Source organism: Gluconobacter japonicus (genome assembly GCF_015244665.1).
GTDB lineage: Bacteria > Pseudomonadota > Alphaproteobacteria > Acetobacterales > Acetobacteraceae > Gluconobacter > Gluconobacter japonicus.
The window spans coordinates 33,352-58,019 of the sequence record NZ_JABCQN010000009.1; the positions used below are offsets into that span (position 1 = coordinate 33,352).

Annotated in this window: 22 protein-coding genes and 1 pseudogene; 13 read left to right on the forward strand and 10 right to left on the reverse strand. The window is 53.5% G+C overall.

Features of this window, described 5'->3' with window-relative positions:
- Positions 1 to 420 precede the first annotated feature (420 nt).
- Positions 421 to 672 (forward strand): DUF1272 domain-containing protein, encoded by a 252-nt coding sequence (locus tag HKD32_RS13685; RefSeq protein ID WP_194258288.1) that lies wholly within the window; start codon positions 421 to 423, stop codon positions 670 to 672.
- A gap of 315 nt (positions 673 to 987) precedes the next feature.
- Here the strand turns inward: HKD32_RS13685 and HKD32_RS13690 are convergent, their stop codons facing one another.
- The 5 genes from HKD32_RS13690 to HKD32_RS13710 all read right to left on the reverse strand — a co-directional run bounded on the left by HKD32_RS13690 (position 988) and on the right by HKD32_RS13710 (position 5,715).
- Entirely contained in the window at positions 988 to 2,127 is a 1,140-nt protein-coding gene (locus HKD32_RS13690) for a YiiX/YebB-like N1pC/P60 family cysteine hydrolase (protein ID WP_194258289.1), read from the reverse strand.
- Between the two features lie 164 nt (positions 2,128 to 2,291).
- Complete coding sequence (locus HKD32_RS13695) at positions 2,292 to 2,708, reverse strand: hypothetical protein (protein WP_194258290.1); 417 nt, start codon at positions 2,706 to 2,708, stop codon at positions 2,292 to 2,294.
- Between the two features lie 347 nt (positions 2,709 to 3,055).
- Positions 3,056 to 3,352, reverse strand: a complete 297-nt coding sequence (locus HKD32_RS13700; protein ID WP_194258291.1) for a helix-turn-helix domain-containing protein — start codon at positions 3,350 to 3,352, stop codon at positions 3,056 to 3,058.
- Positions 3,349 to 3,690 (reverse strand): type II toxin-antitoxin system RelE/ParE family toxin, encoded by a 342-nt coding sequence (locus HKD32_RS13705; RefSeq protein ID WP_194258292.1) that lies wholly within the window; start codon positions 3,688 to 3,690, stop codon positions 3,349 to 3,351. The genes HKD32_RS13700 and HKD32_RS13705 overlap by 4 nt, the downstream gene beginning before the upstream one ends.
- A gap of 495 nt (positions 3,691 to 4,185) precedes the next feature.
- Positions 4,186 to 5,715, reverse strand: a complete 1,530-nt coding sequence (locus HKD32_RS13710; RefSeq protein WP_194258293.1) for an LA2681 family HEPN domain-containing protein — start codon at positions 5,713 to 5,715, stop codon at positions 4,186 to 4,188.
- Between the two features lie 493 nt (positions 5,716 to 6,208).
- On the opposite strand from HKD32_RS13710, the gene HKD32_RS13715 reads away from it, so the two are divergent.
- On the forward strand, positions 6,209 to 8,185 hold the full coding sequence (locus HKD32_RS13715; RefSeq protein WP_228119054.1) for an ATP-dependent nuclease: 1,977 nt from the start codon (positions 6,209 to 6,211) through the stop codon (positions 8,183 to 8,185).
- Positions 8,186 to 8,506: 321 nt separating this feature from the next.
- Here the strand turns inward: HKD32_RS13715 and HKD32_RS13720 are convergent, their stop codons facing one another.
- On the reverse strand, positions 8,507 to 9,937 hold the full coding sequence (locus tag HKD32_RS13720; RefSeq protein WP_194258294.1) for a hypothetical protein: 1,431 nt from the start codon (positions 9,935 to 9,937) through the stop codon (positions 8,507 to 8,509).
- 788 nt (positions 9,938 to 10,725) lie between these two features.
- On the opposite strand from HKD32_RS13720, the gene HKD32_RS13725 reads away from it, so the two are divergent.
- The 4 genes and pseudogenes from HKD32_RS13725 to HKD32_RS13740 all read left to right on the forward strand — a co-directional run bounded on the left by HKD32_RS13725 (position 10,726) and on the right by HKD32_RS13740 (position 15,211).
- Positions 10,726 to 11,607, forward strand: a complete 882-nt coding sequence (locus tag HKD32_RS13725; RefSeq protein ID WP_194258295.1) for a hypothetical protein — start codon at positions 10,726 to 10,728, stop codon at positions 11,605 to 11,607.
- 57 nt (positions 11,608 to 11,664) lie between these two features.
- Positions 11,665 to 12,623: pseudogene (locus HKD32_RS13730) on the forward strand (IS481 family transposase).
- A 324-nt stretch (positions 12,624 to 12,947) separates the two neighbouring features.
- Entirely contained in the window at positions 12,948 to 14,171 is a 1,224-nt protein-coding gene (locus HKD32_RS13735) for an HNH endonuclease (RefSeq protein WP_194258296.1), read from the forward strand.
- Between the two features lie 497 nt (positions 14,172 to 14,668).
- Positions 14,669 to 15,211: a hypothetical protein gene (locus HKD32_RS13740; protein WP_194258297.1), complete on the forward strand. Its 543-nt coding sequence runs from the start codon at positions 14,669 to 14,671 to the stop codon at positions 15,209 to 15,211.
- A gap of 570 nt (positions 15,212 to 15,781) precedes the next feature.
- Here HKD32_RS13740 and HKD32_RS13745 read toward each other — a convergent pair.
- The gene (locus HKD32_RS13745; protein ID WP_194258298.1) at positions 15,782 to 16,525 is read right to left on the reverse strand and encodes a hypothetical protein; all 744 of its coding nucleotides are present in this window, start codon (positions 16,523 to 16,525) and stop codon (positions 15,782 to 15,784) included.
- 172 nt (positions 16,526 to 16,697) lie between these two features.
- Between HKD32_RS13745 and HKD32_RS13750 the strand changes: the two genes are divergently transcribed.
- Positions 16,698 to 16,907, forward strand: a complete 210-nt coding sequence (locus HKD32_RS13750) for a hypothetical protein (protein ID WP_194258299.1) — start codon at positions 16,698 to 16,700, stop codon at positions 16,905 to 16,907.
- Between the two features lie 41 nt (positions 16,908 to 16,948).
- On the opposite strand, the gene HKD32_RS13755 is transcribed toward HKD32_RS13750, so the two are convergent.
- The gene (locus tag HKD32_RS13755; protein ID WP_194258300.1) at positions 16,949 to 17,395 is read right to left on the reverse strand and encodes a hypothetical protein; all 447 of its coding nucleotides are present in this window, start codon (positions 17,393 to 17,395) and stop codon (positions 16,949 to 16,951) included.
- A 112-nt stretch (positions 17,396 to 17,507) separates the two neighbouring features.
- Between HKD32_RS13755 and HKD32_RS13760 the strand changes: the two genes are divergently transcribed.
- Both HKD32_RS13760 and HKD32_RS13765 read left to right on the forward strand, forming a co-directional pair.
- A complete protein-coding gene (locus tag HKD32_RS13760) occupies positions 17,508 to 18,956 on the forward strand; it encodes a site-specific integrase (RefSeq protein ID WP_194258324.1) in 1,449 nt (482 codons plus the stop codon).
- A 458-nt stretch (positions 18,957 to 19,414) separates the two neighbouring features.
- Positions 19,415 to 20,350, forward strand: coding sequence for a replication protein RepA (locus HKD32_RS13765; RefSeq protein ID WP_064275578.1), 936 nt, complete (start codon positions 19,415 to 19,417; stop codon positions 20,348 to 20,350).
- 355 nt (positions 20,351 to 20,705) lie between these two features.
- On the opposite strand, the gene HKD32_RS13770 is transcribed toward HKD32_RS13765, so the two are convergent.
- On the reverse strand, positions 20,706 to 21,368 hold the full coding sequence (locus HKD32_RS13770) for a ParA family protein (protein ID WP_064275576.1): 663 nt from the start codon (positions 21,366 to 21,368) through the stop codon (positions 20,706 to 20,708).
- 694 nt (positions 21,369 to 22,062) lie between these two features.
- On the opposite strand from HKD32_RS13770, the gene HKD32_RS13775 reads away from it, so the two are divergent.
- The 3 genes from HKD32_RS13775 to HKD32_RS15330 are packed head-to-tail and all read left to right on the forward strand — an operon-like array spanning position 22,063 to position 23,408.
- Entirely contained in the window at positions 22,063 to 22,440 is a 378-nt protein-coding gene (locus HKD32_RS13775; RefSeq protein WP_194258301.1) for a hypothetical protein, read from the forward strand.
- Positions 22,437 to 23,039 (forward strand): adenine nucleotide alpha hydrolase family protein, encoded by a 603-nt coding sequence (locus HKD32_RS15325; protein WP_228119055.1) that lies wholly within the window; start codon positions 22,437 to 22,439, stop codon positions 23,037 to 23,039. Before HKD32_RS13775 ends, HKD32_RS15325 begins: the two co-directional genes overlap by 4 nt.
- A 39-nt stretch (positions 23,040 to 23,078) precedes the next feature.
- The gene (locus tag HKD32_RS15330) at positions 23,079 to 23,408 is read left to right on the forward strand and encodes a hypothetical protein (protein ID WP_228119056.1); all 330 of its coding nucleotides are present in this window, start codon (positions 23,079 to 23,081) and stop codon (positions 23,406 to 23,408) included.
- Positions 23,409 to 23,418: 10 nt separating this feature from the next.
- Here HKD32_RS15330 and HKD32_RS13785 read toward each other — a convergent pair whose 3' ends face one another.
- Positions 23,419 to 23,931 (reverse strand): MucR family transcriptional regulator, encoded by a 513-nt coding sequence (locus HKD32_RS13785; RefSeq protein ID WP_194258302.1) that lies wholly within the window; start codon positions 23,929 to 23,931, stop codon positions 23,419 to 23,421.
- Positions 23,932 to 24,301: 370 nt separating this feature from the next.
- Between HKD32_RS13785 and HKD32_RS13790 the strand changes: the two genes are divergently transcribed.
- Positions 24,302 to 24,556 (forward strand): hypothetical protein, encoded by a 255-nt coding sequence (locus HKD32_RS13790; RefSeq protein WP_228119057.1) that lies wholly within the window; start codon positions 24,302 to 24,304, stop codon positions 24,554 to 24,556.
- Positions 24,557 to 24,668: the final 112 nt, after the last annotated feature.

Sequence of the window (24,668 nt, forward strand, 5' to 3'; positions counted from 1 at the left end):
ATCGTCAGATGAGTGACTTAATGGCAAGTAGCGTGACTTCGGAAAGCTCGTGAACAGGTGCACATACCGAGCTTGCGGCACCATAAATTGTACAACAGCTAGCTAAATTTGTTCGCGTATAAGAGGCGTTCCGGTTCGTCCAGAAGGCCGGACAAAAGAGGGGCGGATTATGCGGCTCTGCGAGTAGTCGGTTTCGGAATAACCGGACGCGCCAAGCCGCAGCACTGCTCCCCACCAAAGTTCCAAATGCGGTCTATCGCGGTTCACCTAAAAACGTCTGCTTTCGGGCAGCCAACATCCCCACTTCGATGTCTCACTTATAGGCGATAGGGGAAAGCGCTTTGCTGGTCCTCAACAATCAGACATCATCAAGGCGCGCCGCTGCGGTGGCCGTATCTGCAACACCGGAGGCAAGACAAGATGCTAGATCTTAGGCCCAACTGCGAATGCTGCGACCGAGACTTGCCGCCTGAGAGCCTTGAAGCGCGGATATGCACCTTCGAATGCACGTTTTGCGCGACATGTGCGGCCGACGTTCTTCCAGGCTCTTGCCCGAATTGCGGCGGAAATTTGGTGGAGCGGCCGATCCGCCCGCAGGCAGCGCTTGTCAAAGCGCCTGCATCGAACCGACGGGTCATCAGAGACCACGGTTGTAAGTCGTTTCCTGCGTGAGAAAGGGTCAATCAATCATGCAGCGCCGGGAGACAGGGGCGATCCGCAGTTAGCTCAAACCGAATTTCGAGCCCCCCGCATCATGTCCGCTTTCGGGAATCAGATTACTCGCGCGCGACGACCGAGAAGAGGCGTAAGCGGACCTGCTGCTTCCGCCTCATGTGAGACATACGATCCATGCGAAAGCTCAATGGAAAGCCGACATCACGGGCTACCTTAATAATAGCCTTCCATTTTAGATGAGGATAAAGTGAGAATACATGATCGCCGTTCGATATCCTTTTTTAATAACGAGAACATTGACTGGCATCCGTATCAGAATGGAATATTATTTTCAGAAAAACCCTCTCGGCAGAAAGAAAATAATTCCTCCGCCTCACTACAAAGAGAAGTTATAATTTCTTCTTCATTAATGTCTTTTTCTTGCTGTGTAATAGGTAAAATTGCCTTTAATGCGTCACGTGTGTATTTTGACATATATATGTATTCAAGAACTATATTTTTATGAAGAATGTAGTGATCTTCATAGTACGTTAAACCTGTGGATATGAAATAATCCCTATAGGTATTAAGTTCTTTTATTCTATCGCTAATGGCAGATTTGATTGCGTGCAAATTTCTTGTTAACCCTGTCACTGTATCTTCATGTGAATTATTTTTGATATACATTGTACAAAAATCTCCAAAATACCTCTGGGGATTTCTATACCTATCCAAACAAAAATCAGATAAATAACTGTTTGATCTTATGATATTTGTGAATTCATTATCGAATGACCTATTTTTTATTAGGAAATCAGATATATCTTGAAAATTATTTATTTTAAAATTTACTTTTTTCCTCTTTAGGAGGTCTTGAATTTTTTTTATTATTTCAATATGATTTTTTTGATGTAATGTTAAAGGATCTAATGATTTCGTAAATTGTATTTCCGTTTCGTTTAATTCTTTTATTGCTTCTTTTACTTCAAAAAAACTATCGCATGAAAATAAAGTCTGAGGAGAACAAAAGCTCGGATATTTTATTCCGTTGAGTTCATAAGCGATTTCTTGGAAACATTGAGCAACGAAACGCGAGCAAAATTGTTTGTCAGAAGCTTTGATACCACACCACCGCAAAGGAGCCATGAATATGGCTTCAGGAACAGAGTACGGCGTGAGAATTTTTTTGTTGGCAAAGTTTATTAACGATTGTTCTTGTATATTGGTTAGCTTTTTTTTTGGTCGTAAAACGTGAATTTTATTCTTGTTATCTGCTAATATACGTTGTGGGTTTTTAGAAAAAATACCTTTAGAAGCAGCCTCCAACATGGTTTTCCCAGTCCACAAACCAACATGAGAAACTTTTCCTTTTGTAAAAAACCTTATAGCTTTACTGACTGCGGCATTTTCTGCTGTAAATATAATATCTCCGACTTCGAGTTTCATAACGTCTACTGAAAAAAAATTCTCCATTTTATCAACATATCCTATATGTGTTTTTCTTAGTAATCGCGTAGACGACTATAATTCACTTGCACTCTTCGCATTCTATTCTGAATGTTATCAGAAAGTCGACTGTCCCACGTCTGCTGCCCGAAAACGGACTGACTGTTGTCCCCCCTGTACTGCCTGTCCGCTCAGAAGGATGGATAGGAAAGATGCGTCTTAACTCCTGAATGGGCCAAAACGTCATTCAGGTTATCAACAAGGCCATTGCCAACCTTCGGGATGACTTGGGACAAGAGTTGATCAGGATGATTGTGGCATTCAAGCTCCATCCTGAGAAAGAAGCTCCGCATAATCTGCCCCATGACCTCTTGTCCTAGATGAAGCGAAGCAAATTCCGTCATATACGGTTGCATGATTTTCATTGCCGAGATCACTCTGTTTCGCGCTTCCGGCGCGTTAACAGATGCTTTGTCTCTATTTGCGTAGTCCAGATAAGTCGCACATGATGTCGAGGGTACGAAGGTCGTCGTATCTGAGGCTACAGCTGGTGTGGCCCCAAATGCGAGCTGTAATGTCAGTAAAAACAAACCTTTAAAATTACGCATCTGATATACTCATCCCGAAAAATATACGCGCCCGACCGGTCGATCCCTTCTGCGACGATCAGGATCGACGCCATGTCTCCATGATTTGATTACACGGTTCCTGAGACAAGCAACATAGGGCTCAATTACAGCCTGCCGTTTCAGGCTGGGCTTAATCCGTTCTTCAAAGTCCTAAGAGACCCGCTGTAGGCCCGTTCTGCTATCTTCGGCGGGGCTCCGGGCTGTTTGCCGTCGGCGAGGGTCACCCATGTGAATATCCGGTTTAACTGACCGCCCTACACAAAGCAGACCTTCCGTTTACCTCTCATATTGCTCATTTGAATGAGCGTATCGGGACCTGTGTTTCCTCAGCGAGCCGCAGTAAGTAGCTCACTCACCAACGACGGCCGCTTATCCAACATCGCCAGCAAAACCTGAGCTGGTCCGGTTGGCTGACGACGGCCATGTTCCCAGTTCAGAAGGGTCCCTTTGGCGACCCCGATGCTTCTGGCAAACTGTGCCTGAGAGAGTCCAGTCCGGGTTCTGATGGCCGCCACGTCAACCGACGGAACATGCACCTGGTGGGTCACGCTGTCCTCGTCCGGAGCTTCCGAATAGGCGAGAGCCTCATTCAGCCCCTGCAGAATGCTGTCATAAGCGCTCATGATGGTTCTCCGTATTTCGCAACAAGCGTCTTGCTCAAGTCTACCAGGGCGGCCTGTTCAGATCGCGTTAGATTGTCTTTCTCGTTTTTAGCAAAAACAGTCAGGAGAAACAGAGGCATCTGTCTTCCACCAAAAACATAGAGAGTTCTGTACCCTCCCCTCTTCCCACCACCCTCGCGGGAAAAGCGGACCTTTCGCAGACCGCTGCCTAAAGAAATTCCAGCATCTGGCATTGCAGCGAGTATGTTAATCAGAGCCGTACGATCGTCGTCTGACATCAGGGCTTTTGCCCGCTTTATGAATTCAGGCAGTTCGACAACGGTCTGCAACTTTGACATTCACAAAAATCTATACGTCATTGGCTCATACGTCAACGGCGTATAGTTCGGAGACATGAAGGGCGTGATGGGCATTTAGACAAACAGCCGTTCAGAAACCTCAAGGAATACCAAAAATCCGCAGTTTTCCGCCATGAAATCTATGTCCATTTTTTACATTATCGGACATAGGGGGTGAGACCCAAAAAAGACCTGCAAAGGTCCGTTCCAGGCGTGTTCCACAGACGCTCATGCAAGGACAACGTCTGCTGCGGGAAAGACAATCTGATAGTCTCTGGCCCTCTTTGCGAGAGACATTCCAACTCACGCAGGTCTGTAACTATTCTGAGGCTCGCGGCTGACTTGGGGAGGAACGGAAGGTCTGCTTTCAGGTGGTAATCTGAATTAGCGAACATTCAGCCAGACCAAAGATAATTTTTGAATTTCCCTTTCCGGGAATCAGAAAACAGAAAGGCTAATGACCAAAAATACTATTATCCTGACGAAACAGTCTTTCTAATTTGGATCGCGGCGCTTTCTGCGATCTTCGAGATCATAAAGCGGCATCGATCCAATCATAGTATTTGGGTTAGCACGGCGCTTCTCACGTTCTTCATGGTCGATCGCGAATGATACATAAAATAAAGCCGAGCGGGCAATTTGCATTAGCCGTATAGCCTTCGATTCCAGTTCGTCGCTCCCGATGGTAATCCCGAAACCACTAGTGTTGGCCTGTCCTATCATGAACGGCTTAGCCCAGCCCATGCTGACGCGCAGATAGGTATGCTCAAGCGCGTTGCGGATCGCATGGAGTTCGTGGGCGTCTGCAGCTGTTGTCTGTTTAAGCTGATCGTCAAACAGTTCCTTCGACAGCCAATAGAGTCCCCGTAGAGGCCAATTGTTCGATTCCTCGAACTGCGGGAGCAGCCTCTGCTTCTTTTCGACCATCCAGACGTTCTTGAAGTTGATATGCTTGGATACCTTCCCCAGTTTCCAATAGCGGTCGATCAAAAAGGCAATCTTGTCGAGTAAGGAATACGCAACGCGAAATGCTGTCCGAACTCTCTCGCTCGCGAGCGAGTAGAGTGGATAATCGAGCGTGTTAGTGAGCGTGACGCCGCGGTCGGAGAAGTGGGTCCGTGTGCTGCTCACTCCTTCGAATAGCATGTAGCGGGCTGAGGCATATTCTTGTTTCATCTGGCTGAAAAAGCCGATGATTGGAGGCGGTGAATAGTCTCCAGGGCGTTCGTCGAATCTCTCGGTGATACCGGGCAACATAAAATCGTCGGTCGCCGCAGCGAGATACGATCCCAGGTCATTCAAAGGACAAAGAAACAGCCGCTTATCGAGGCACCATTGACGATAGGCGCGTTCCGTTTTTGATCGGCCATGCTCACCCTGATCAAGGTGCTGCATCGACCGCACTGCATCGACATCGAGCTTTCTCTCAAGTTCGTTGGCTAGGTTCCTGAACTGCGCAACGAGGGGCGTAAAGTTAGGAGACTCATACACTGCATCCCGCGCCATCGCCTTGCAAAGACTGTCATAGGCATGGAGCGACAGAATGGCGCGTTCGCGATTGTCTTCGACCATACCGGCATAATGTCTGAGTCCGGCACCGCGGTTACCGAGTGTTATCGCGAAGTGCGGACAGATGCAGAGCGCATCATCCCAACCGGCGATTGCGTCGATTGAGCGACCGACCCTACTGAGTAGATTGGCACGATTAGTCAGAATTTGGCAGCGTCGTATCTTATCGAGCTTAATGAACCCGGGATGGTTGACTGCCCGCGAGAGTGCCAACATCTCTTCCTGAAGTTCTATGTTCTCCCAAGACCAGGATGGTCGCATATTAGCAATCTGCGATCGCGCAGCCCAAGCATTAGCCCGGAAATACTCTGCCAACACGGCATTCTCTTCAGCGAGCGGCCGTTGTGTAAGGTCATCGAGCAAATAGAATGCCCGTGTCAGGCCGCGTTCAAATGTCCCATCACAGGAATCGTCGATCAATTGGCCGATATGTTTGAGCGCCTCGTCGTCGCTCATTTTTGTGATGCTCCGTTCGCATCTTTTATTAAGAGCTTCGAGATTGGGTTGATTGGTCAATTTGACTAACTTTCTGAATTTTGTCTCAGGGTGGACTTCCCGTAAGAGTTTTGAGTTTGTCGGCAGCTGAGATGCCTATCAAGGCGCGATTGGGAAACGAAGAGCAGACATTCGTTGCGCTTAGCGCTTATGTCTGAACGGCGGAGCTTGCAGACCGTCCACTTCGGAGATTGTCGAGTAGCGACTTCTATGGCCGCCAAGTAGGCGACTGCCGCCTGTCTGCCCCTGTATCACTGAGCAGACAGGCAGTTCAGGGGGGGGGATTACAGAATGTCTGGTATCGGTTCATCTGGTGAGAAACTGGACGTTATTTGATATCAAAATTGGTCAAATTTCGGACTTATGATGACTTAGTTCTTATAATAAAACGTACGTAATCCTCGCTCTGCACGAGCAACTAGACTTCTGTGAGAATAATCTTCAAAGTGCATAGATGATCGATAACAATAATGTTGACGTTGAGAATATAGTGACGACACTTCCAGAAGAATCTGCTGTAGTGATAGCGACCGAAGATTCTTTTGAGATTGTCAAAATAGCGGATGCGGTTTTTGATCCATCGATTCGAAACCACGACCTATCAGTCAAGGATGGTGCCACTGGCGCCAGCGAAAGATTAGTAGGCCCCGATGGGGTGTCGGTGTCTTCCCCATCAATTGGAATCTCTGACACTCGGTCCGCACGAGCGCGAAAGTGGAGCCCTCTTGAGTCGATAACGGTTCGTGGCTTCAAAGCGGCAAATGAGGCAACTATACCGCTTGACCGCCTCACAATCCTCGTTGGACCAAACGGCTGCGGCAAATCGTCAGTGCTTCAGGCAATTCACTGGGCAGCACGAGCAGCAAGCTATGTTTTACCACGGAGCACGAAGGAGGTGATTTCCTTCGAGCGACTGGACTACGTTCCGTCTAGCGATCCTCTGACCACTCTTCACAAGGGAGAGCTCAAATCGGACGCTGCTTCCAAACCTGTTGAAGTCGTGTTTTCACACTCTGCGGGCAACGAGGAGGCAGTTGAGGCCACAATCCGTATTCGCGGTGCCCGAAACCGGGGGGGCATCAGTGTTTACATGGATGGCGGTGGCGCAGTCACGCCCTATAAGCAACGTTATCAATTTATCACCACTTATATCCCTGGACTTGCTGGTCTATCGGAGAAAGAGTCTATTCTCGCACAACCAACACTGCGTCGGCAGGCTGCGAGTGGAGATGCCGGAGGTGTGCTGCGTAACATTCTTCTCAACTTGCGCAGCCGCAGAGAGGGAGAAACCGATGAGACACCGGGACTGAACAGACTCGCCAAGCTGAACCAACTTGTCCAACAGGTACATCCGGGGATCCAAATAGATGTCGCGTTTGACGAACGCGAAGACTACCATATATTCGCCACTATTCGGACGAGAGAATTTTTCGGTGAAACTCGGCCGCTGGAAACTGCTGCGACCGGTGTACTGCAAGTTATTCAGATCTTCGCGTATCTCATCTTATTCGAACCTAAGATTATGTTAATCGATGAGCCGGATGCACACCTTCACCCAGACAAGCAAGAACGCCTTATCGAGGCGCTAGAGCGGGCCGCACCTGCTTACGACACCCAGATCATCCTTACCACCCATAGCCCCCATATTGTCAGGGCCGCGAGCGCGGCGGCTAAGCTCGTCTGGATGAAAGACGGAAACATTGAAACGGAGGACGACGAGGCGATCCGCCGCCTACTAGGCTGGGGAGGCCTCGACAAAGGAGCTCTCTTTTTTGTCGAAGATGAAGACGACAAGCCACTCAGGGCAGTCCTTCGGCAGTGGCCTGATCTCGCACGACAGGTCGCTGTGTGTAGGTGTTTTGGAATAGAAAATCTGCCACGTGACAAATTTTTACAGGGTCTCCTAGTTGACGGAGAGCTTAAACTCCGAGCGTTGCTACATCGCGATGGAGACTTCATGACGCCTGAGGAGGCGTTGTTGTGGTGTCAGAAATTCAAGACCCCGGGCGTCTTTCCTTGGGTCACGGCGGGGTCGGATATTGAAGCCTATTTCTGTCAGGTCGATTACCTATGTGCACTTTACGATGTAACGCCCGATAAGGCGGAAGATTGGCGGTTACAAGCTGCCCGGAAAGTCGGAAAGGCACGTGATGCTTTTCTCGAAAAGCGTAAAAAAGTTGTACAGGCTGTGTGGCCGAACGGTGGATCGCCTAATGCAGATGCAATGTGGACGGAAGCGGGCGGCCATTCGCCTGCGACAGTGAAAGGTAAGCTGCTTCACCGCGCGTTAAAAACAATTGTCAAAGAGGCTGGACATGATGACACGCAGTTGAACGCATACAAAATTCCCAGTAGATATACTGTCGCGCCTGAACTAAAAGGGCTGATCGAAGAAGCTATCGGAATTATCGTTACTACGGAAGACGAGTAATATGACAGCCTTCAGTCGCCGCCCCCATATCGTTGGTTGTCATAAATTATGCAGGTAGCCGCCGGATCTCGCCTTCGTGAGGGGCCACTTTTGGTTTGGTTATAGAAGCGAGTTGATGACCGAGATGAGGCGGCTGCCCCCGTCTGCTCCTTTATCGCTGAGCGCGCAGGCGAATTAGGGGGAACGGCAGCAGGTCAGATTTTTGCGGGCGATCAGTAAAACCGGACATCTACATGGACGACCCTTGCGAAGGCGCTCAAGGACACCCCCTTACTTCCCGCCGGCGGTGAACATCGGCTTCACCAGCAAATTCACCAATGCCTAGCCGATCGTCGAAGAAGGCTGGCTCAAAGGTCGGTGCTCATGGTTTGGCGAGGCATAATCAATGTACTGCTCCGCCGCGTTGGTGATCCGCAGCAGTAGACGCTGAAACAACCCTCTTAACAGCTTCATGTCGCGGATCGCCGCCACCTCTTGACCCTGAGGGATGGGCATGCCGTGGGCGGCCTTGTTCCGCCGGCGCCAAGCGGCGTCCTCGTCTTCACCCAGTTCTAGGTTCAGGGTGGCCATGACATCCTTCAGCCGCTGACGCTGATCGATGCCATTGAAGGTGGGCAGTTTATCCTTCAAGGCCGCCTTCACCTCAACGGAGACTTCGGCGCTGGCGATGACGTCGCTGAGCGCCGCTCTAAGGATTTTCCATTCGTCTTGTGTTGCCCAGCCCTTTCGTACCTTTCCAGAGTTAGCTTTGGTGTATGCACTCAGCAGGCTCTCGATCGCCGCGCCGAAGTGCACGGGTGCGATATGCGGGGTGGCGGCGCAGGCATGCCAGAAGGCCCAATGCAAGTTCGCAAGGTTTAGGACGTCAAACGCGGTCACAAACGCCTGGATCGCCCTTGTTAGCTGCAGGGCACCTAACTCGTTCAAGAAGCGGTCGCCGAGCGGCGCTAGCTGGAGAGTTTCAATGTCGAAGGCATGGCGGCGAAGGCTGTAGGCGCTTCGCGCTAATGTGGACACGACGTTCCATTCGGCGTCGTAGTGGGTTGTTCCTAGATCGATCAAGTAAATGCCCATCGCGAAGGAAAGGCCTGTGCGGACCTTCTTTCGGAACTCGTCATCGGGGACGCCGTCGTAAACAATGCACCCGGGCTTGATGGCACCAGTCCGGTCTTTTCCGTCGAGCGCGCAAACGTAAAAGGTTATTCCATCCACGGTCAGTTTGGCGGAGTTCCGCGAGGTGCTGAACCGTTCAGTATCGCTCGCAATGGTTATACCGTCGTGGAGCGAAATTCTCCGAGTTGTAATGGTTTTAGTGACCACGTCGGAAGCCTCGGGCCACGTGTATGGGCTCTGAGGCAGGTTTTCGAGCCAATCGATGACGTATAGCGCGGACGCCCCGGAAGGGTTGTTGGTCTTAGCGATCTGAACCTGGGCGAGCTCCTTTAGGGGCTGCTCAGCCCCTGCTTGGAACTGGCGGTGCTGGCTGTAGGGCACTAACCCGAAAAACTCTCCTTCGAGGCCGCCTACACTGCGGAGAAGTGCCCGCTCAGTGGCCAAGCGAACCATGCCTGGCGCCTGATCGACCGCCGCCGATATCGCATTTGGGTCAGCCTCAGTCTCCAAAATGAGGCGTAGCTTTTCGTCCCTTCGGATTGAAAATCTACGGATCGGCTGATGGAGGGGGCCGGGATCGGCGATCTCGAAGAGGCTATTGTTCAGAATGCAGAGACATTCCTCAGTTAGGTCGTGCATCAGCTTGCGCCCTCTCGAAGAGTCTTAGGCCGGATGAATTCGCCGATGAGCAAGGTCATGTGTATGTCGAACAAACCAAACCTTCTGAGGACCCATCGCGGAATGATGTGCTCGTCGTTGAATGTGTTTTCCCTCGGCGCGGCACTACAAACAAAGCAGGCGTCGCCCATAACGATATCATCGACGAACCGTATACAACTCATTAGGAGGATGCGGCTGTCACGGCTGACGAACGTTACATCCTGCTGTTCAAGGGGCATTGCTCAAAGTTTCCCTTCTCCTAATCACAATTTTGACTTGATCGAGGGCTTTTATAATACAGAGTGCGCAATGCTGTTCTCTACCATAGAGACTTAAATATTACCTGAAAATAGTTCCTTTATACAATAAAATATCATGTACGATTACGTTTTTATAATTTCGCGCGTAAATCCTTGTCACGATGCAGTTTCCGTTTTCGCTCCGTCGGGACTCACGAACGACGACTTTATACGGAACACCCTATTTATCGGCAGCTATGTCCCAAACGCGGTCTATCGCGGCTCGCCTAAAAATGTCGGCTTTCGGGCAACCGCCATCATCACTTCGACGTCCGAAATGTAGGCGTAAGCAGCAGGTCCGCTTCCGCCCTCTTTTCAGACATCCTTATCGCAGATTCTACTTTCCGATAGCGGACCCCGGGTTTCGTCACGCAGCTTGATTATAAACGCTGAATGAATGCTACGATGGGGGCTACCAGCTCATTCAGCCTCGGGGGGTTTATGCGTTTCGTTATCGATAGATGCTGCATGGATTCAGACAGACTCAGGGACTTCCTCTTACTGTCTCCGCAGCACGTTGCTGTTCTGACAGATTATTCCGTTATGGAATCGTTAAAGGGCCGGACGCTGGAGAATATCGAAACGGCCTGGAGGGTATTGCGTGACTTTCCCGATCAGATCGTCGTTTTGAAGGAAGCGCACGAAGCCGCGTTAGTGAGACCGCAGGAGGCTGAGGTCGCTCAACAGATGATCTGCCAGATCGAAACACGGGCGCTGAGCAAAATTCCGAAGATTATCGCGAGCGCCAAATTGGGAAACGAGGACTCGCTCGATCAACTGCGCAAACTTGGACGCGAAGTAGATGATCATTTTGAGCAAATCCGTGCACGGTCCTCCGAACTGCCGCTCTTCATAAAAAGTGTTGAAGGTATCTTTTCAGCTGGCGAGCTAAAGCAACTGCGCAAAGCAAGCGAATTGAATGAAGATATGGCAATCAAGCTTTTCAACTACGTTGTGCATCAAACTGAAGGTCTGTGCGCACAGCATCCGGACAATCCTCCTATGCTCGAACCGAAACACCTCGCCAACCAATTCCTGTTTCGGTTTGCCGTTGCCAACGCCGCCTACCTCATCGAATTGGTCCGAACAGGTGCTAATCGCCGAAACCCCGATGATGCGCGGAATGACGCTGTCGATATCATCAACGTCACGTTCGCAACATATTTTCATGGACTTATGACGGATGATAGAAGGGCAGGTGCTACATACGAACTCACCCGGCAGTTGCTGACGGCCTACGGAAGTGAGGTGGTAGATGGGGCGCTAGATTGGACGAGAGCTTATCCGGTAGATATTCCGGCAGATTTCTTCGAGATACTTTCTGACGGGTGCCCCAGACCACTGCCCTAGGTGTTTAGTCCCGTGTTTTGATGGGGTATTATTTTCACGAGAGTGGAAGGAAGTCTTATGGGACAGATACGTCATGGGAGCGCCACGACCACGCACGCCGTGCGAGCAGCAATACAGCGATCGCAGGCTTCGCTCGCGACGCTGAGCAAGGAGTTCGGGATCAACCCGAAAACAGTTGCAAGGTGGCGGAAGCGTCAGACTGTCGAAGATCAGAAAACTGGCCCTAAAAAGCCTCGCTCAACGAGCCTGACAGAAACCGAAGAAGCCATGGCAGTCGCTTTTCGCCGGCATACGTTGCTGCCGCTGGATGACTGCCTTTATGCCCTGCAGGCCAGCATTCCCCATCTGACACGCTCGGCCCTGCATCGCTGCCTTCAGCGCCACGAGATCTCACGACTGCCGGACATGGAGGGAGACAAGCCCAGATGCCAGCGCTTCAAACGCTGCCCGATTGGGTTCTTTCATCTCGATATCGCGGAGGTCCAGAGCGCTGAGGCAAGCTGTATCTCTTTGTTGCCATCGACCGGACATGCAAATTCGCTGTCACACAACTGGGCGAGAAAGCTGATCGGAAGACAGCCTGGGAATTCCTCGAACATCTCCTGAGCATCATCCCTGATCGGGTTCATACCATTCTAACCGACAATGGGATCCAGTTCGCTGAGCAGCCTCGTAATCGCAATACGGTGTGGTCGCGTCCCATGCGCTTCAACATGATCTGCGAAGCCCACGGGATTGAACACCGTCTGACGAAACCCAATCATCCCTGGCCGAACGGTCAGGTTGAGCGGATGAACCGGACAATCAAGGAAGCAATCGTCAAACGCTTCCATTACGACAGTTATGAGCAGTTGAGGACACACCTCAACGACTTCATGGCAGCCTATAATTTCGGGCGAAGACTCAAGACCCTCAGTGGCCTTACCCCTTACGAATACGTCTGCAAAATCTGGACTTCAGAGCCAGAAAGATTCATCATCAATCCAACCCATCAAACCCCAGGACTAAACACCTAAGAGCCCCCTTCCCTACCTCATTTGAGACGACCGTTCTCAGTAAGTCTGACAAGGTAAAGTTATATCCGTTAATCTCTTTTATCGGACATAGGGTACGAGCGACAAAAACAGGATCCGAGAAGCCTCTCTAATGTTCTGACCTGGAGCACTCATTCGGGGAAAAAAGCGCCATCTTAGAAAGATGGTTCCATCATCCATGCCATTTCCTGCGAGAGAAATTCCCCCCCCCCAAAAAAGCTACCACGAGCGAGATGTTGAAAGTTGCCGCTTGAATAGCCTCTATGTGATACAAGCTGCGACACATGACGCGCGCGGGTCCGAGCAATGAAAACATGCATCTATTGTGGCCTCGAAAAGCCCTGCAATGACTTTTCTGATGAGCATATTTGGCCCGATGCTTTGGGTGGCGACTTTCTTCCGACATTCTGGCGAACTGATGATGTCTGCGGAAGATGTAACAGCGCGTCCGGCGTTTTCGTGGACGGTGCGTTCATCAAGAGCTTCTTTGTATCCATCGAGCGTTCGTTCGATGCCCTCGACTATCTCGATCCCGACAAGCCGACTGGCATCCTACCGCTAAGCTATCTCGGGACAATCCAGGGTATCACCACGCAGGAGGGCGAGGTCGCCGACTTTTGGGTCTGTGCGCCAGGCGCCAACATCGTCCACTTCCGAACGGCGAGTGAAGAGGACGCCTGGAATGCATATGCTGGCGGCGATCCTCGTCGCCAGTCAAAGCGATCAAAGGCGGGACGCGTAGCAGTAACATTGACCTCGGCGGAGCCGTACTGGATCCGCACAGCCCTATCATCCGTAAAACATCACTTCGCTAAAGCGGACAAGTTCGTGACGAACCTTCAACTTCCGCCGAGCGCGAAGCATTTCAAAGTGCTTGACCCAAACGATCTGCAGCAAGCAGCTGACCTTTGTTTCTTAAAGGATATTAAGGCCACCACCCTCCGCGGAGATTACCTGCGTAACCAGGTCGCCATCGCGTCGAATGCCGATGGGCGCTTCCTGGCCAAGCTTGCTCTAGCTGTCGGCTACAAGCTGTTTGGCGCGCAGTTCCTTCAGACGTCCTATGGACTAAATCTTCGCAAGGCGTTCCGCGAAGCAAATCACGAAAGGCGTCTGAAAGTCCCTATCCGAGGATCGGGCTACCTGCAAAGCGCTGCTCTCGGTGCCTTTGAGGAGAAGCTGCGGTGGCCGGGTGGATGGGTTCTCCTACTCATGCAGCATCAGAATGCTCTTTCGCTGACCGTGCAGACGCCTTCCGGACGCAGCATGGTGATCCAGGTCACGGACGATTCCGCCTTGCTTGGGGACTTGGGGCCGGAATACCGTGATGGTATTGCTTGGGTGACTGTTCCAGCGGCAGCGCGCGCGGTTGGTCCCATTCATCTACCCGAGTATTTGGCGCACCAGATCGGCCAACAGGTTTCTCCCAAGTTGCGAGAACTCGATGTCCTGAGAGGGCTGCGCAATCGCCTTCCTCCAACCGGCATTTCGGATCCCAAAGACCCTGAAGCCGGGATGAGCAAGTCGTAAATTGAGCATAAAAATCACAGAGTCGGGCTCTAGAGGTCGATTCAAAGCGAGCACGTCCGCTTTCGCCTTACTCCCTTGACAGTTACACAGGTAAGAAGACTTCTGCGAAAGCAGATGTGGCTAGATCACAAATCCTGCATGCTTATAAAACTGCGGTTTGCAGCGTCATGAGGTCTGAAGTGCAATAGTTTACTTCGTTTTCCGGACCTACGTGCGCATCACTACACCATAGAATGTGGGGCGCTTCTTTGGTGCCGGGCACCCCATCAAGTTAAAGCATTCTGGGGCGATCCGTTTTCATCTCGCCCGTGAGCAAAGGATACGGAATCGCGTCTTGTTCGACCTGGTAATCGACAGTAAACTACGTGACTGCGTTTTAGGCGCCATCGCAACCATGCGACGTCGTTGTCAGCGATGAAGCTCTGTTAGAAAACTTATTCTAAGCGTCTGACAGAGAGTTATTTGTGTTTCACGACCCTGTCCCGTAGAGGCAGAGGATGCAATACGATCCCGATGACGCCCCGGAACTAACCGAAGCTTTTTTCGCAAAGGCGGTGACCATGCAGAACGGCCATCCGGTTCGGGGAGCAAAAAAACACCAGCAGACGCCCGAGGAATTCTACCTGGCTGCCGCGCAGTACCTCAGCGCGGTCGAGAAGTTGGTTGGTTCCCCAATACAGCAACGGCCGCCCGAAGGTCTCGAGCTACCGGTCTTGGCGCTTGCATGTTTTTCGCTGGAGTTCTATCTCAAAGCATGGGTCTCCGACGCTGTGAAGCGCCAACATCCGCAAGCGGCAGGGGTCAGACCCCACGGTCACGAATTGCTCCCTTTGTATCGCCTGGCCGTGAAATGCGGATTGCCTGAAGTGTCAGGGCTCACACATGCGGTCACGGCGTTCGATCCGGATCATCGTGATCATCTCTTCAGGTATTTCCAAAAAGACCGGACCTATTATCCCAAAAATATGGACGAGACGGTCTTAGTCATGCGTCAATACCTTGACAAGCGGGTTCGGGAAAAGCTTGCCACGCCGCGGTAATGCCACTGTTGCCGGTCAGTGGACATGGTCGCCTCTCCGTGTCACGAGCGTCACGGACAAAAGGCTATGATTTGCTCTAGTGCCATAATCTATTTTAAACTTAGCTTTTTATAATTTTATTAGAGGGTTTACTCGATGACTGTATCTGTTGAGATCTATGTGGCTTCCGCTCCCGGCAAACGACCTGACGATGCTTGCTCTCATACTTATGACCTGCCAGATGGAGTAGTCCCTTGCGAGGGGGATCAAATTCTCATCACGGGAAGTTCTGCGTCCGTACAGGACACAGTGCTAGGCCGCGTTCGTAAGGTAACTCACTTGATGGGAGACGGATTCTATAAAATTCATGTTTGCGTAGATCCCATTTCATCCGAGGAATTTCACGAAAATTATAAAGACTGATTAGAAATAGGTGCGACACAGCCATAATATATGTTTTCATACTTATTACTTGGCTGTGCTTCATTGAGAAATTTCATCTGATTTTTCATGTGCACATCTAATCTAATTGCAGGATGGTGATGTAGCCCTTTCGTTCGTAGCAAAAATCAATTCGCTCTATATTTTGCTTTACCCGGCGTTCTGCGTCGGCACACTATCCTCATCGCGCTTGCAGACCTCAATGCCTTCGTCCAGCAGGTCCAGGAGCCGCTGATGTCTCTGGCGTTTGGACTTCAGGGAAAATTCCACTATCCAGACGATCAGGGCGCCGCACAGACAAATAAGAAGCACAAGAAGACCAGCTCCACGCATGATCGTGGGTCCATGCGTTGGACCAGAGGTGAGTAATCCTGTGAGCCCCACGCCCGTCACGAGTGGGACCAGCTTGAGGAGTGCGGGAAACTTCAGAAGCGAGAGCCGTTCCAGATAGCCGTCATAAGATCTCTCACAAGCTTTGCGCGCCAGGGAAAGCTCCTCCTGAGAATACAGCTTCAACCGTTCGAGCATTGCAAGATCACTCGAAAGCATTTGACCAGCACGGATAACGCTCTCCTTCTGGAGGGCCTTCAGTTCTCGTTTGGCTGCCAGAGCAGTACTGCCAATCAGATAGGCGGCGAGACTGAGGTTAAAAACGAGATAGGCAAGCAGAACTGCGAAAGCGACATGCCGCAGCGTTAAAAGCACCGCTAACAGAGTCAGGCCGGAGCCGAGCCAGAGGACGGTCACGATCAGAGTTCTGGGACGTGACGGCGTCAAGTCATTGCCTTTGATAGACGGAACGGCATCGACGATTTCCAGGAGAAGCTCGCTGAGAGGCTGCCTGTCCGTGTGGTCTTCAGACACTATCCGGCAGGGCCTATTCGGATCAATCACAGCGTCTTCTTCCCTTTGATGACAGCATTGCGTCGGGGACACTAAAGACTGGGGTCGGACTGGACCACCCACGGCGTTCGCTCTTACTGCACTCACAACCACCCGCGATATGGTTGCCTGGCAGCGGGTTTCCTCCGCTGCATCATCAAGGTTTCAGACTGGAGAAGCAGACATGACCAGAGTTCTTTATGGTGACAGCCGCGCCCTCGCCCGTGCCGAAGACCAGGGTTTCGTTCACTGTGTTCGCGACGAGGCGTCTCTGGAGACGTTCCTCAAGGAAGGACACGACACGATCCTGGTGCATGCAGAAAGTCCAGAAGGTGTGATGCGTCGCTACCCTCGCCTTGCGAGCGCGGACGTCACTATTGAAGCCGCCGCCTGATCTGACACTCAGATGGCCGGATCATACGCCGATCAGGGCTTCTATAGCCTCAGGCGTGTGACCCCGGCCCGATACAACCCTTCGAACAGGTCCCCGAGTGCCAGACGCCGTCGCAGCGTCAGACGTCGTTGGGCCAGATGATACATCCGGTCGTGCAGCAGATGGCAGCGCTGACACAGCGCGCGCAAATTGCGCAGCCGGTTGCTAGTGGGATCATGATTCAGATGCGCCGCTGCCAGGGACACTTTCGTTTGACGCACCTGCAGAAGCTCGATCAGGTCCGGAGGTGAGACCCGCCTGCCCCGACCATTGAACCAATGCCCCGTGTCCGGATGCTTCCATCGGCCACCCGGTAGCACCTGAAGGCAATGTCCATGCGGCCGACCACAGCGCTGACAGACACCCCCTGCCCGCTCGAACCTCACCTGCCGGCTCAGTTCAGGCCAATTTGGGGGGTAAAGCGGCTTCAGTTCCGGTCGGATCGGCATTCAGTCTTCGTTAACACATTTCCGGTCTGCATTGGACAGTGTTTGTTCTCCTCTCTGCCCTGCCCCGGCTTCATGCTATCAGAAGCCAAGTTCTGGTTTCGCGGAGGCATTCATGCTCAGCCATCTTCACATCACAGGCTCGGCAAAGGCTGCCCGTGAGGCCCTTCTGGACCGGTTGGACCAGAAGACCCGACAACAGCTTCCTGCCGGCGATCTGACAGAAGCGGTGGCGCTTCTCTCGACCGGTCGCTTCTCCCCTCGTCTCTCTCTGGTCATTCGCGGCATCGAATACCGCGACAACGAATTTGCCGAAGACACGGTCCTGTCCACCGATGTCGAGACGGCCGAGGAGGCATTGGCCATCGCCAGTGCCCATCTGACCGCCCTGCCCTCCGGGCACGAACTGGCGATTGCTCTGGATCTCGAACCCGAACCGGTGTTCGTCGCCTGGCTCAGACCGAAGGTCGCCAGACGGCGCAAGGCGGGACCGCAGGCGACCACGTTGGCGCCGCTGGCCTCTCCTCTGGGTCAGCAGTCTGGCGCGGTCCTGCAGTGGTTCGATGCCCTGACCGACGAGGCCCTGCCCGACTATGACGGGACGCTGGTGACGGCGGAGCGCGCCTCGAAGACCTATTCCCGGGCGGCGAAGGCCGTGAACACACGCCGGACATACCGCTCGGCCGTGCGTTCCTGGTGCGCATGGGCGGCAGGACATAGGCTCCCTGCCCTGCCCGCCCGCAGCGAGGATGTCGCCGCCTACCTGGCTGATCTTGCGCTGCAGAAGAAGCGACCCGCGACGGTGGATTTGCACCGCGCCGCACTGCGGTATCTGCACCATATCGCTCAGGTCCCCGTCCCGACCTCCCATGCCCTCGTGTCTGAAACTGTTGCGGGTATTCGTAGAACGTCTACGGGAAGCACGTCCCGTCAGGTCAAGGGGCTGACCTGGGACCTGTTGCGCGAAGTCATTGAACAGATCGATACCTCCGAACTCGTGGGGATCCGCGACAAGGCCATTCTTCTGCTCGGCTTTGCCGGCGCGCTGCGGCGGTCCGAAGTGGCGGCGCTGTGCCTGGAGAACGTGGCGCTGGATGATGACGGGATGCGGATCCGGCTGGAGCGCTCCAAAGGAGATCGGACCAGTCAGGGGGTCGAAGTCGCCATCCCGCGCGGCATTACTGCCCTGTGTCCGGTCCGGGCCTATGAAGCATGGCTTCGGAAGGCGAGACTGGCCGACGCCAAGGGACCGGTTTTCCGGCGCGTGTGGCTCCCGCGTGCTGCCGAGGCCGGTCAGCCACCTGCCCTGCCCGCGATGGGTTCAGAGGCGCTGTCTGACCGGTCTGTGGCCCGCATCATTCAAAAGCGCTGCCTCGATGCGGGACTGACAGGCGATTTCAGCGGGCACAGCCTGCGACGCGGAGCGATCACCACAGGAGCTCGTGACGGCACGGATCTGGTCTCGCTCAAACGTTTCTCCCGCCACCAGACCTTCGGCGTGGTGGAGAAATATATCGAGGTCGAGGACGCCATGACCAAGCATCCAGGACGGACCCGGTTTTAAAGCGTTTTCCTTCTGTGTGATTTGGTGAGGATCAAAAAAAGCTTTATCCCATTCAGATTGAGTGATTTGGTGATGATAGCAGGTGATTTGGTGAGATGCCGAATACGGTAAAGTGCCGCTTTCAGATGTTGTTCCGTGTGATTTGGTGAGCATACTAATAATAGATTCACTAATAACCATTAGTTCGTCTCACCAGATCACACAAAAACGGCTATCTAGCCTATCCGCGCACTAAACAGCGTATTTCTCCATGCCCATCCTCACCAAAACACACAGTTTCGTCCTTCGGCTTGGAGTTGGTTAGAGCCCGAAAGGTGTCTCAAAGGGTTTGGATCACCCAAAAGACCTCCCTCACCAAAACACACGCCCTGAACCTGCGGGCCTCACCAAAACACACACCTGCTTTCCTCGGCTGATGTGCAATAAAAGATTTCTGGGGATGCTCAAGGGCTAGCAGTGTGACGACCATCCATAAGCTTTTAGAAGCTCAAGGTAAGCAAGGCGTCTTGGCCTTAGGCTTAGATCGCGATGTAGTCGAAGCTGCATCAGCGTACATGTCTGATGAGGAAAACGGACTAGGCTTTATATATTCGGGCTGGGCTCAATGCGCTTTGCCTCACCGAAGATTACCGGCTCATGAAGCATGGCAAATGTCATCTGATCGGGTGAAGCTAATCATTCAGCCTGGAATAAAGCCCATCCCCAACACTGATGAATTAGAGCATGTTGGCGTACCCTTCGGTGCACATGCGAGGCTGATTTTGCTATTCTTGCAAACCGAAGCAATTAGAACGAACTCTCGCGAAATTGAGTTAGGCAAAAGCCTAAGACAATGGATTAAGCGGATAGGCATTCAGCCTAGTGGATCATCTGCGCGTTCGGTACGAGATCAAGCCGAACGCATCAGCAGATGCCGTTTAAGTTTCCATATTCATAATAATGAAACAGGAACAAGTGCTCTCGTAAACCAGGCGATTGTTGATGGCGCGCTTTTTGTCTCCGAAGGTGGCGCTCACAGTGACAAAAGTTATCTCGAAGTAGCAAAGCTCTCAGAAGGGTATTTTGAGCAACTTCGTAAGCATCCAGTACCCGTTCAAGAAGCAGCTGTTAGGGCCATCGCTAATAACTCGGCAGCGTTGGACATATACATATGGCTTGCGTACCGGCTTCATGTTCTAAATCAGAAGCGTCTTGTGACTTGGGGGGCTCTAAAAGCTCAATTTGGTCCTAGTTACAAGGAACTCTATCATTTCAAGGCTAAGTGGCAGAAGCCTTTAGCCTTAGCGCTAGCCGTCTATCCCGATGCAAAAGTAGAGGTAACAGAGGAAGGATTGATTCTCCATCAGTCCCCTCCCCCTGTAAAACCGCGGCTCATTCCGCGGAAGTCAATTTAGCGATCTCGCCACGGAGTTATTTTGCCATTCTCTAGATCAGGTAGAGCAACGGCTACTCCCTTGTCAGCAACAGCCCGCATAATAAACTGCTTAACGGTCATCCCCTGCTCTTCTGCAGCTCTGCCCAAGGCACGCAGAGTGCTCGCTCTAACACGCATGTTATGATTGACAGCTTTGTCCTCTGGAACGACTTCAGCTGGCGGTAATCGTGGGTTAACGCTTCGTGCAGTCTCAAGTGCTCCGATCGCACGAGTTTTCGGCTGAGGAGCAGATCCTTCTTCGTTTCTGCTCGCTCGTCCAAGCGCAGCAGCGGTGATTTCACTAGCGTCGGGTCTCTTTCTGGGTTTGAGCGCCATCAGGCTTGCTCCGCTTTAGGTATTTTAGAGCTTTCCGGTATCCAACCTATCGACCTTAGTTCGGCAATTAGAGCGGTTACCTCGTCGGCTGCGGTGCCCTTACTTGGTATCGTGCCTGAGTAGGAAATTTCTCCAAACGCTGTACGGTGTGAGATTGACGCTTTCAACGTAGGAATGCCAGCTTCCTTCAACTCCTGCTCAGCGTGCTTCGTGAGATTAGTGCGAGACAGACGGTTCATTATTGCACGAACTTCGATTTTACGACGTGCCGCTGATGCAAGCCCTTTGGCCTGTTTGATTGTCTCTTCGGCTTGGTTGAGATCTGCGGCACCAGCAGTTAAAGGAACAAGGATTTGGTCCGCCACAGTCATTGCTACTGCTCCGGCCAAGTTACCAAAGCCCGCCGTGTCGATCAGAACTAGATCGGATGTCTCATCTAATCCCAAAGCGAGGTCAGCGATTGACCGCTCTGAAGTTTCTGCAACGCAGGTGAACGGCTCTCCTTCGTAGGTGTTGTTATGCCAGTCGGACATCGCTTTTGTTGGGTCAGCGTCAATGACTGCGACTGTCAAACCATCTGCCGCGCAGCGCGCTGAGATTATCTGGCATAGGGTGGTCTTTCCGGGCCCCCCTTTGAAAGAAGCAATGGTAAGAATGGGCATTATCCATGTTTCTCCTTAGATATGTATGATCGATAACACGTCATTACGTCGTTACGCAACGCTATAACGACGTAATGACGTACCGGTCTCTTTTTCCTTTGACACCGTCCTGCCTGCGGCGAGTATTGAAGAGGATGTAAAGCCGTCATTACGTCATGACAGGGTAGCCTGACGCGGGATGTTCTACTCTGACGGCCTGCTTCTGTCATTGCGTAAAGCCGTAACGACGTAACGGCATCTTTGTGAGCTGACACCGTCCTGCCTGCGGCGAGTATTGAAGAGGATGTAAAGCCGTCATTACGTCATGACGGGGTAGCCTGACGCGGGATGTTCTACTCTGACGGCCTGCTTCTGTCATTGCGTAAAGCCGTCATTACGTCATGACGGGGTAGCCTGACGCGGGATGTTCTACTCTGACGGTCTGCTTCTGTCATTGCGTAAAGCTGTACTCAGGCAATTACAGCCGCGGGAAAAGCAAGAGGAAGAGAAGGGGAGAAGAGAGATAACCGCTGCGTGTCGGTCGCCCGTGCTGCAACAGGTGGGTCGCCGTCCGTCCTCCCCATGCTCGCCGGCTGCGCCGTCTGCGCGTGGGTGCGGGTGACGCCGATCCTGCCGCTGCGCGGCACTGTTGCACCCCGGTCGCCCGACACGCCGTCGCAAGGATGTTTGAAGAACCAGAGATGGATCGAGCATCATGCGACGCTACCAGTTTCCCTATGTTCCAACCCCCCGTGGCCGGCCTCCGATGCGCTGGACCGACACGCAGGAACCCACAACCTGCCGCCGCTGCAACACGCACTGGGACGACGGCGATCCGGCGCTGACGATTGCCTGCACGGGCTGTGGCGCTCCTGCGAATGAGCCGTGCCGCCGCAGTTCAGGTGGCAATGAGCGTGTGTGTGCCTGTCGCGACGAAGCGGCCGTCCAGATGGGGCTGCTGACACGGTGTGAGGGACTGACCTGGGACGGTCGCCACGAAAAGCCGCTGCTGCTGCGGGAACGCCCGATCGCCCACGCTCTGATGTGCCGCTCGGTGCGGACAGGCGCCCCGGTCAGTCGGTGGACCTCATGAGCCCGGATCTCGCATCCTATGACCGCATCATTGTCGCCGTGTCGGGCGGCAAGGACGGCACGGCCTGTCTGCTCGCTCTGCTGGAAGCCGGTGCTCCTGTGGACCGCATCGAGCTCTGGCATCACGAGGTGGATGGGGCAGGGCGGTCCTTCATGGACTGGCTCTCCACAGGCCCGTATGTCGAAGCCCTGGCGCGGGATTTCGGCCTGCCGCTCTACCGCTCCTGGCGCGAGGGTGGCTTCGAGCGCGAAATGCTGAGGGACACTACGCCCATAGCTCCGATTGTTTTTGAAACGCCTGACGGGGTCGTCAGAACAGGAGGGCAGGGGCCAGAGGGGACACGCCTGCGCTTTCCCCAGGTCTCGGCCAGCCTCTCCGTGCGCTGGTGCTCGGCGAGCCTCAAGGTTGATGTGGCCGATCGCGCCTTGCGGGGACAGGACAGGTTTCTCAACCGCCGTACTCTGGTCGTGACAGGCGAGCGCGCCGAGGAAAGTCCTGCACGGGCCCGCTATGCGGCTTTTGAGCCTCACCGTACCGACACGAGAAACGGGACGCGTCGTCGTCGGCATGTCGACCACTGGAGGCCCGTGCACGCCTGATCCGAGGCCGAAGTCTGGGCCATCCTCAAGCGCTGGCGCGTGACGCCCGCCGCACCCTACAAAATCGGATTTTCCAGATTATCCTGCGCGTTCTGTATCTTCCTCAGCGCGGATGCACTGGCAACGCTCCAGTGGATGGATGCAGCACGGTTTATCCGGCTGGTGGACTACGAAGAGCGCTTTGGGTGCACGATTAAGCGTGACAGATCGCTGTTGCACCTGGCAGGGCAGGGACGGATGTTTGAGGCTGCCCGGTCTCAGCCTTCGCTCGTAGCGGCCGCCTTGTCAGACCGGCCGATCGGGTCGGTTCTGACAGAGGACTGGACCCTCCCAGCCGGAGCCTTCGGCACCGGGGGAGGGCCGGTCTAGTTGTTTAGTCTCAGGCGCGAGCCGGACGGCCGCGACGTTTCTCGGGAAGCTTCTTCACCGGAGGATGTTCTTCCTCCTGCGTTACAGGCTCCTGCGGCGCAGAGGCACGGGTCGTGGAGCCCAGGCCAATCTCGCGGGCGAGGGACGAGCGTTTCTCGGAATAACTGGGTGCCACCATTGGATACTCGCGCGGCAGGCCCCACCGGGCCCGGTACTCTTCCGGGGTCATGTTGTAGGCCGTCTTGAGATGACGGCGGAGCATCTTCAGCTTTTTCCCGTCTTCCAGACAGATGATGTAGTCCGGAAACACGGAGCGCTTCGGGTTCACGGCGGGGATCGGGGCTTCTTCCGCGACAGGCTCCGGCGTGGCCGGGGCTGCGAGGGCGTCGTGCACGCTGCGGATCAGCGCAGGGAGCTGGTCGGCGGAAAGCTCGTTCTGCGACAGATAGGCGGCCACGATGTCCGCGGTGAGTGGCAGAAGATCAGCATGAGGGTGTGCAATGGTCTTGATCAGGTCGGTCATAAATGTCCCTCAAGGTTCTGGAAGAGCTCTGGACATGGCTCTTTCAGGTCATGACTGCAAGTCGTTACGACTATTACTGCCTCAGATCTTAACAGTTCCCTGAGCCGCGTCGAAACACGGTCATGTTTCTTTGATCGTTAGAGCACACATCGCAGAAGACGCGGACCGTAAAAGAAAAAGAGGAAAGAAAAGGAAGGAAAGAAGGGCAGGCACCACGGGATCGCCCTGTGCCGCAAGGGGTGGGTCCGTCCGTGTCCTCGCTGACGCTGCGGGCCGGGCGGTCCCGACGCTGACGCGTCGCCCTTGCCGCCCAGAACGACGCCGCGCTCGCCGGAAAGGGTCAGAAAGGAGACAGAAGACGATGCCCGTCATGGCCCTCACACGCCCAACCCCCACACAGAGTTTCAGCCTGGTTCAGGCCCACCGCGAGGGCTGGACCATTCTCGAAGGCTGCGGCCCCGAGCACGCCGACACCCAGCTGCGCGGCGTGACCTGCTCGGACCAGAATGCCTGGTGGCAGGTCGCACGTCAGGCCCGACAGGGATCGTCGTATCACCGAGAGGCCCTGTCGCGTCTGTCGTCCAGTGAGCGTGAGCAGATCTCCCTGCGCTTCGGCCCACTCTGACCTGATCTGCAAGGCCTGAGCGCCTTTCGCCCAAACCCATCCTGTTTGTTTTCCGGCCCCCCGGTCTGCCTCGTGCAGCACCGGGCGCTGCCGCTTGTCCGGAGTTCCGCCC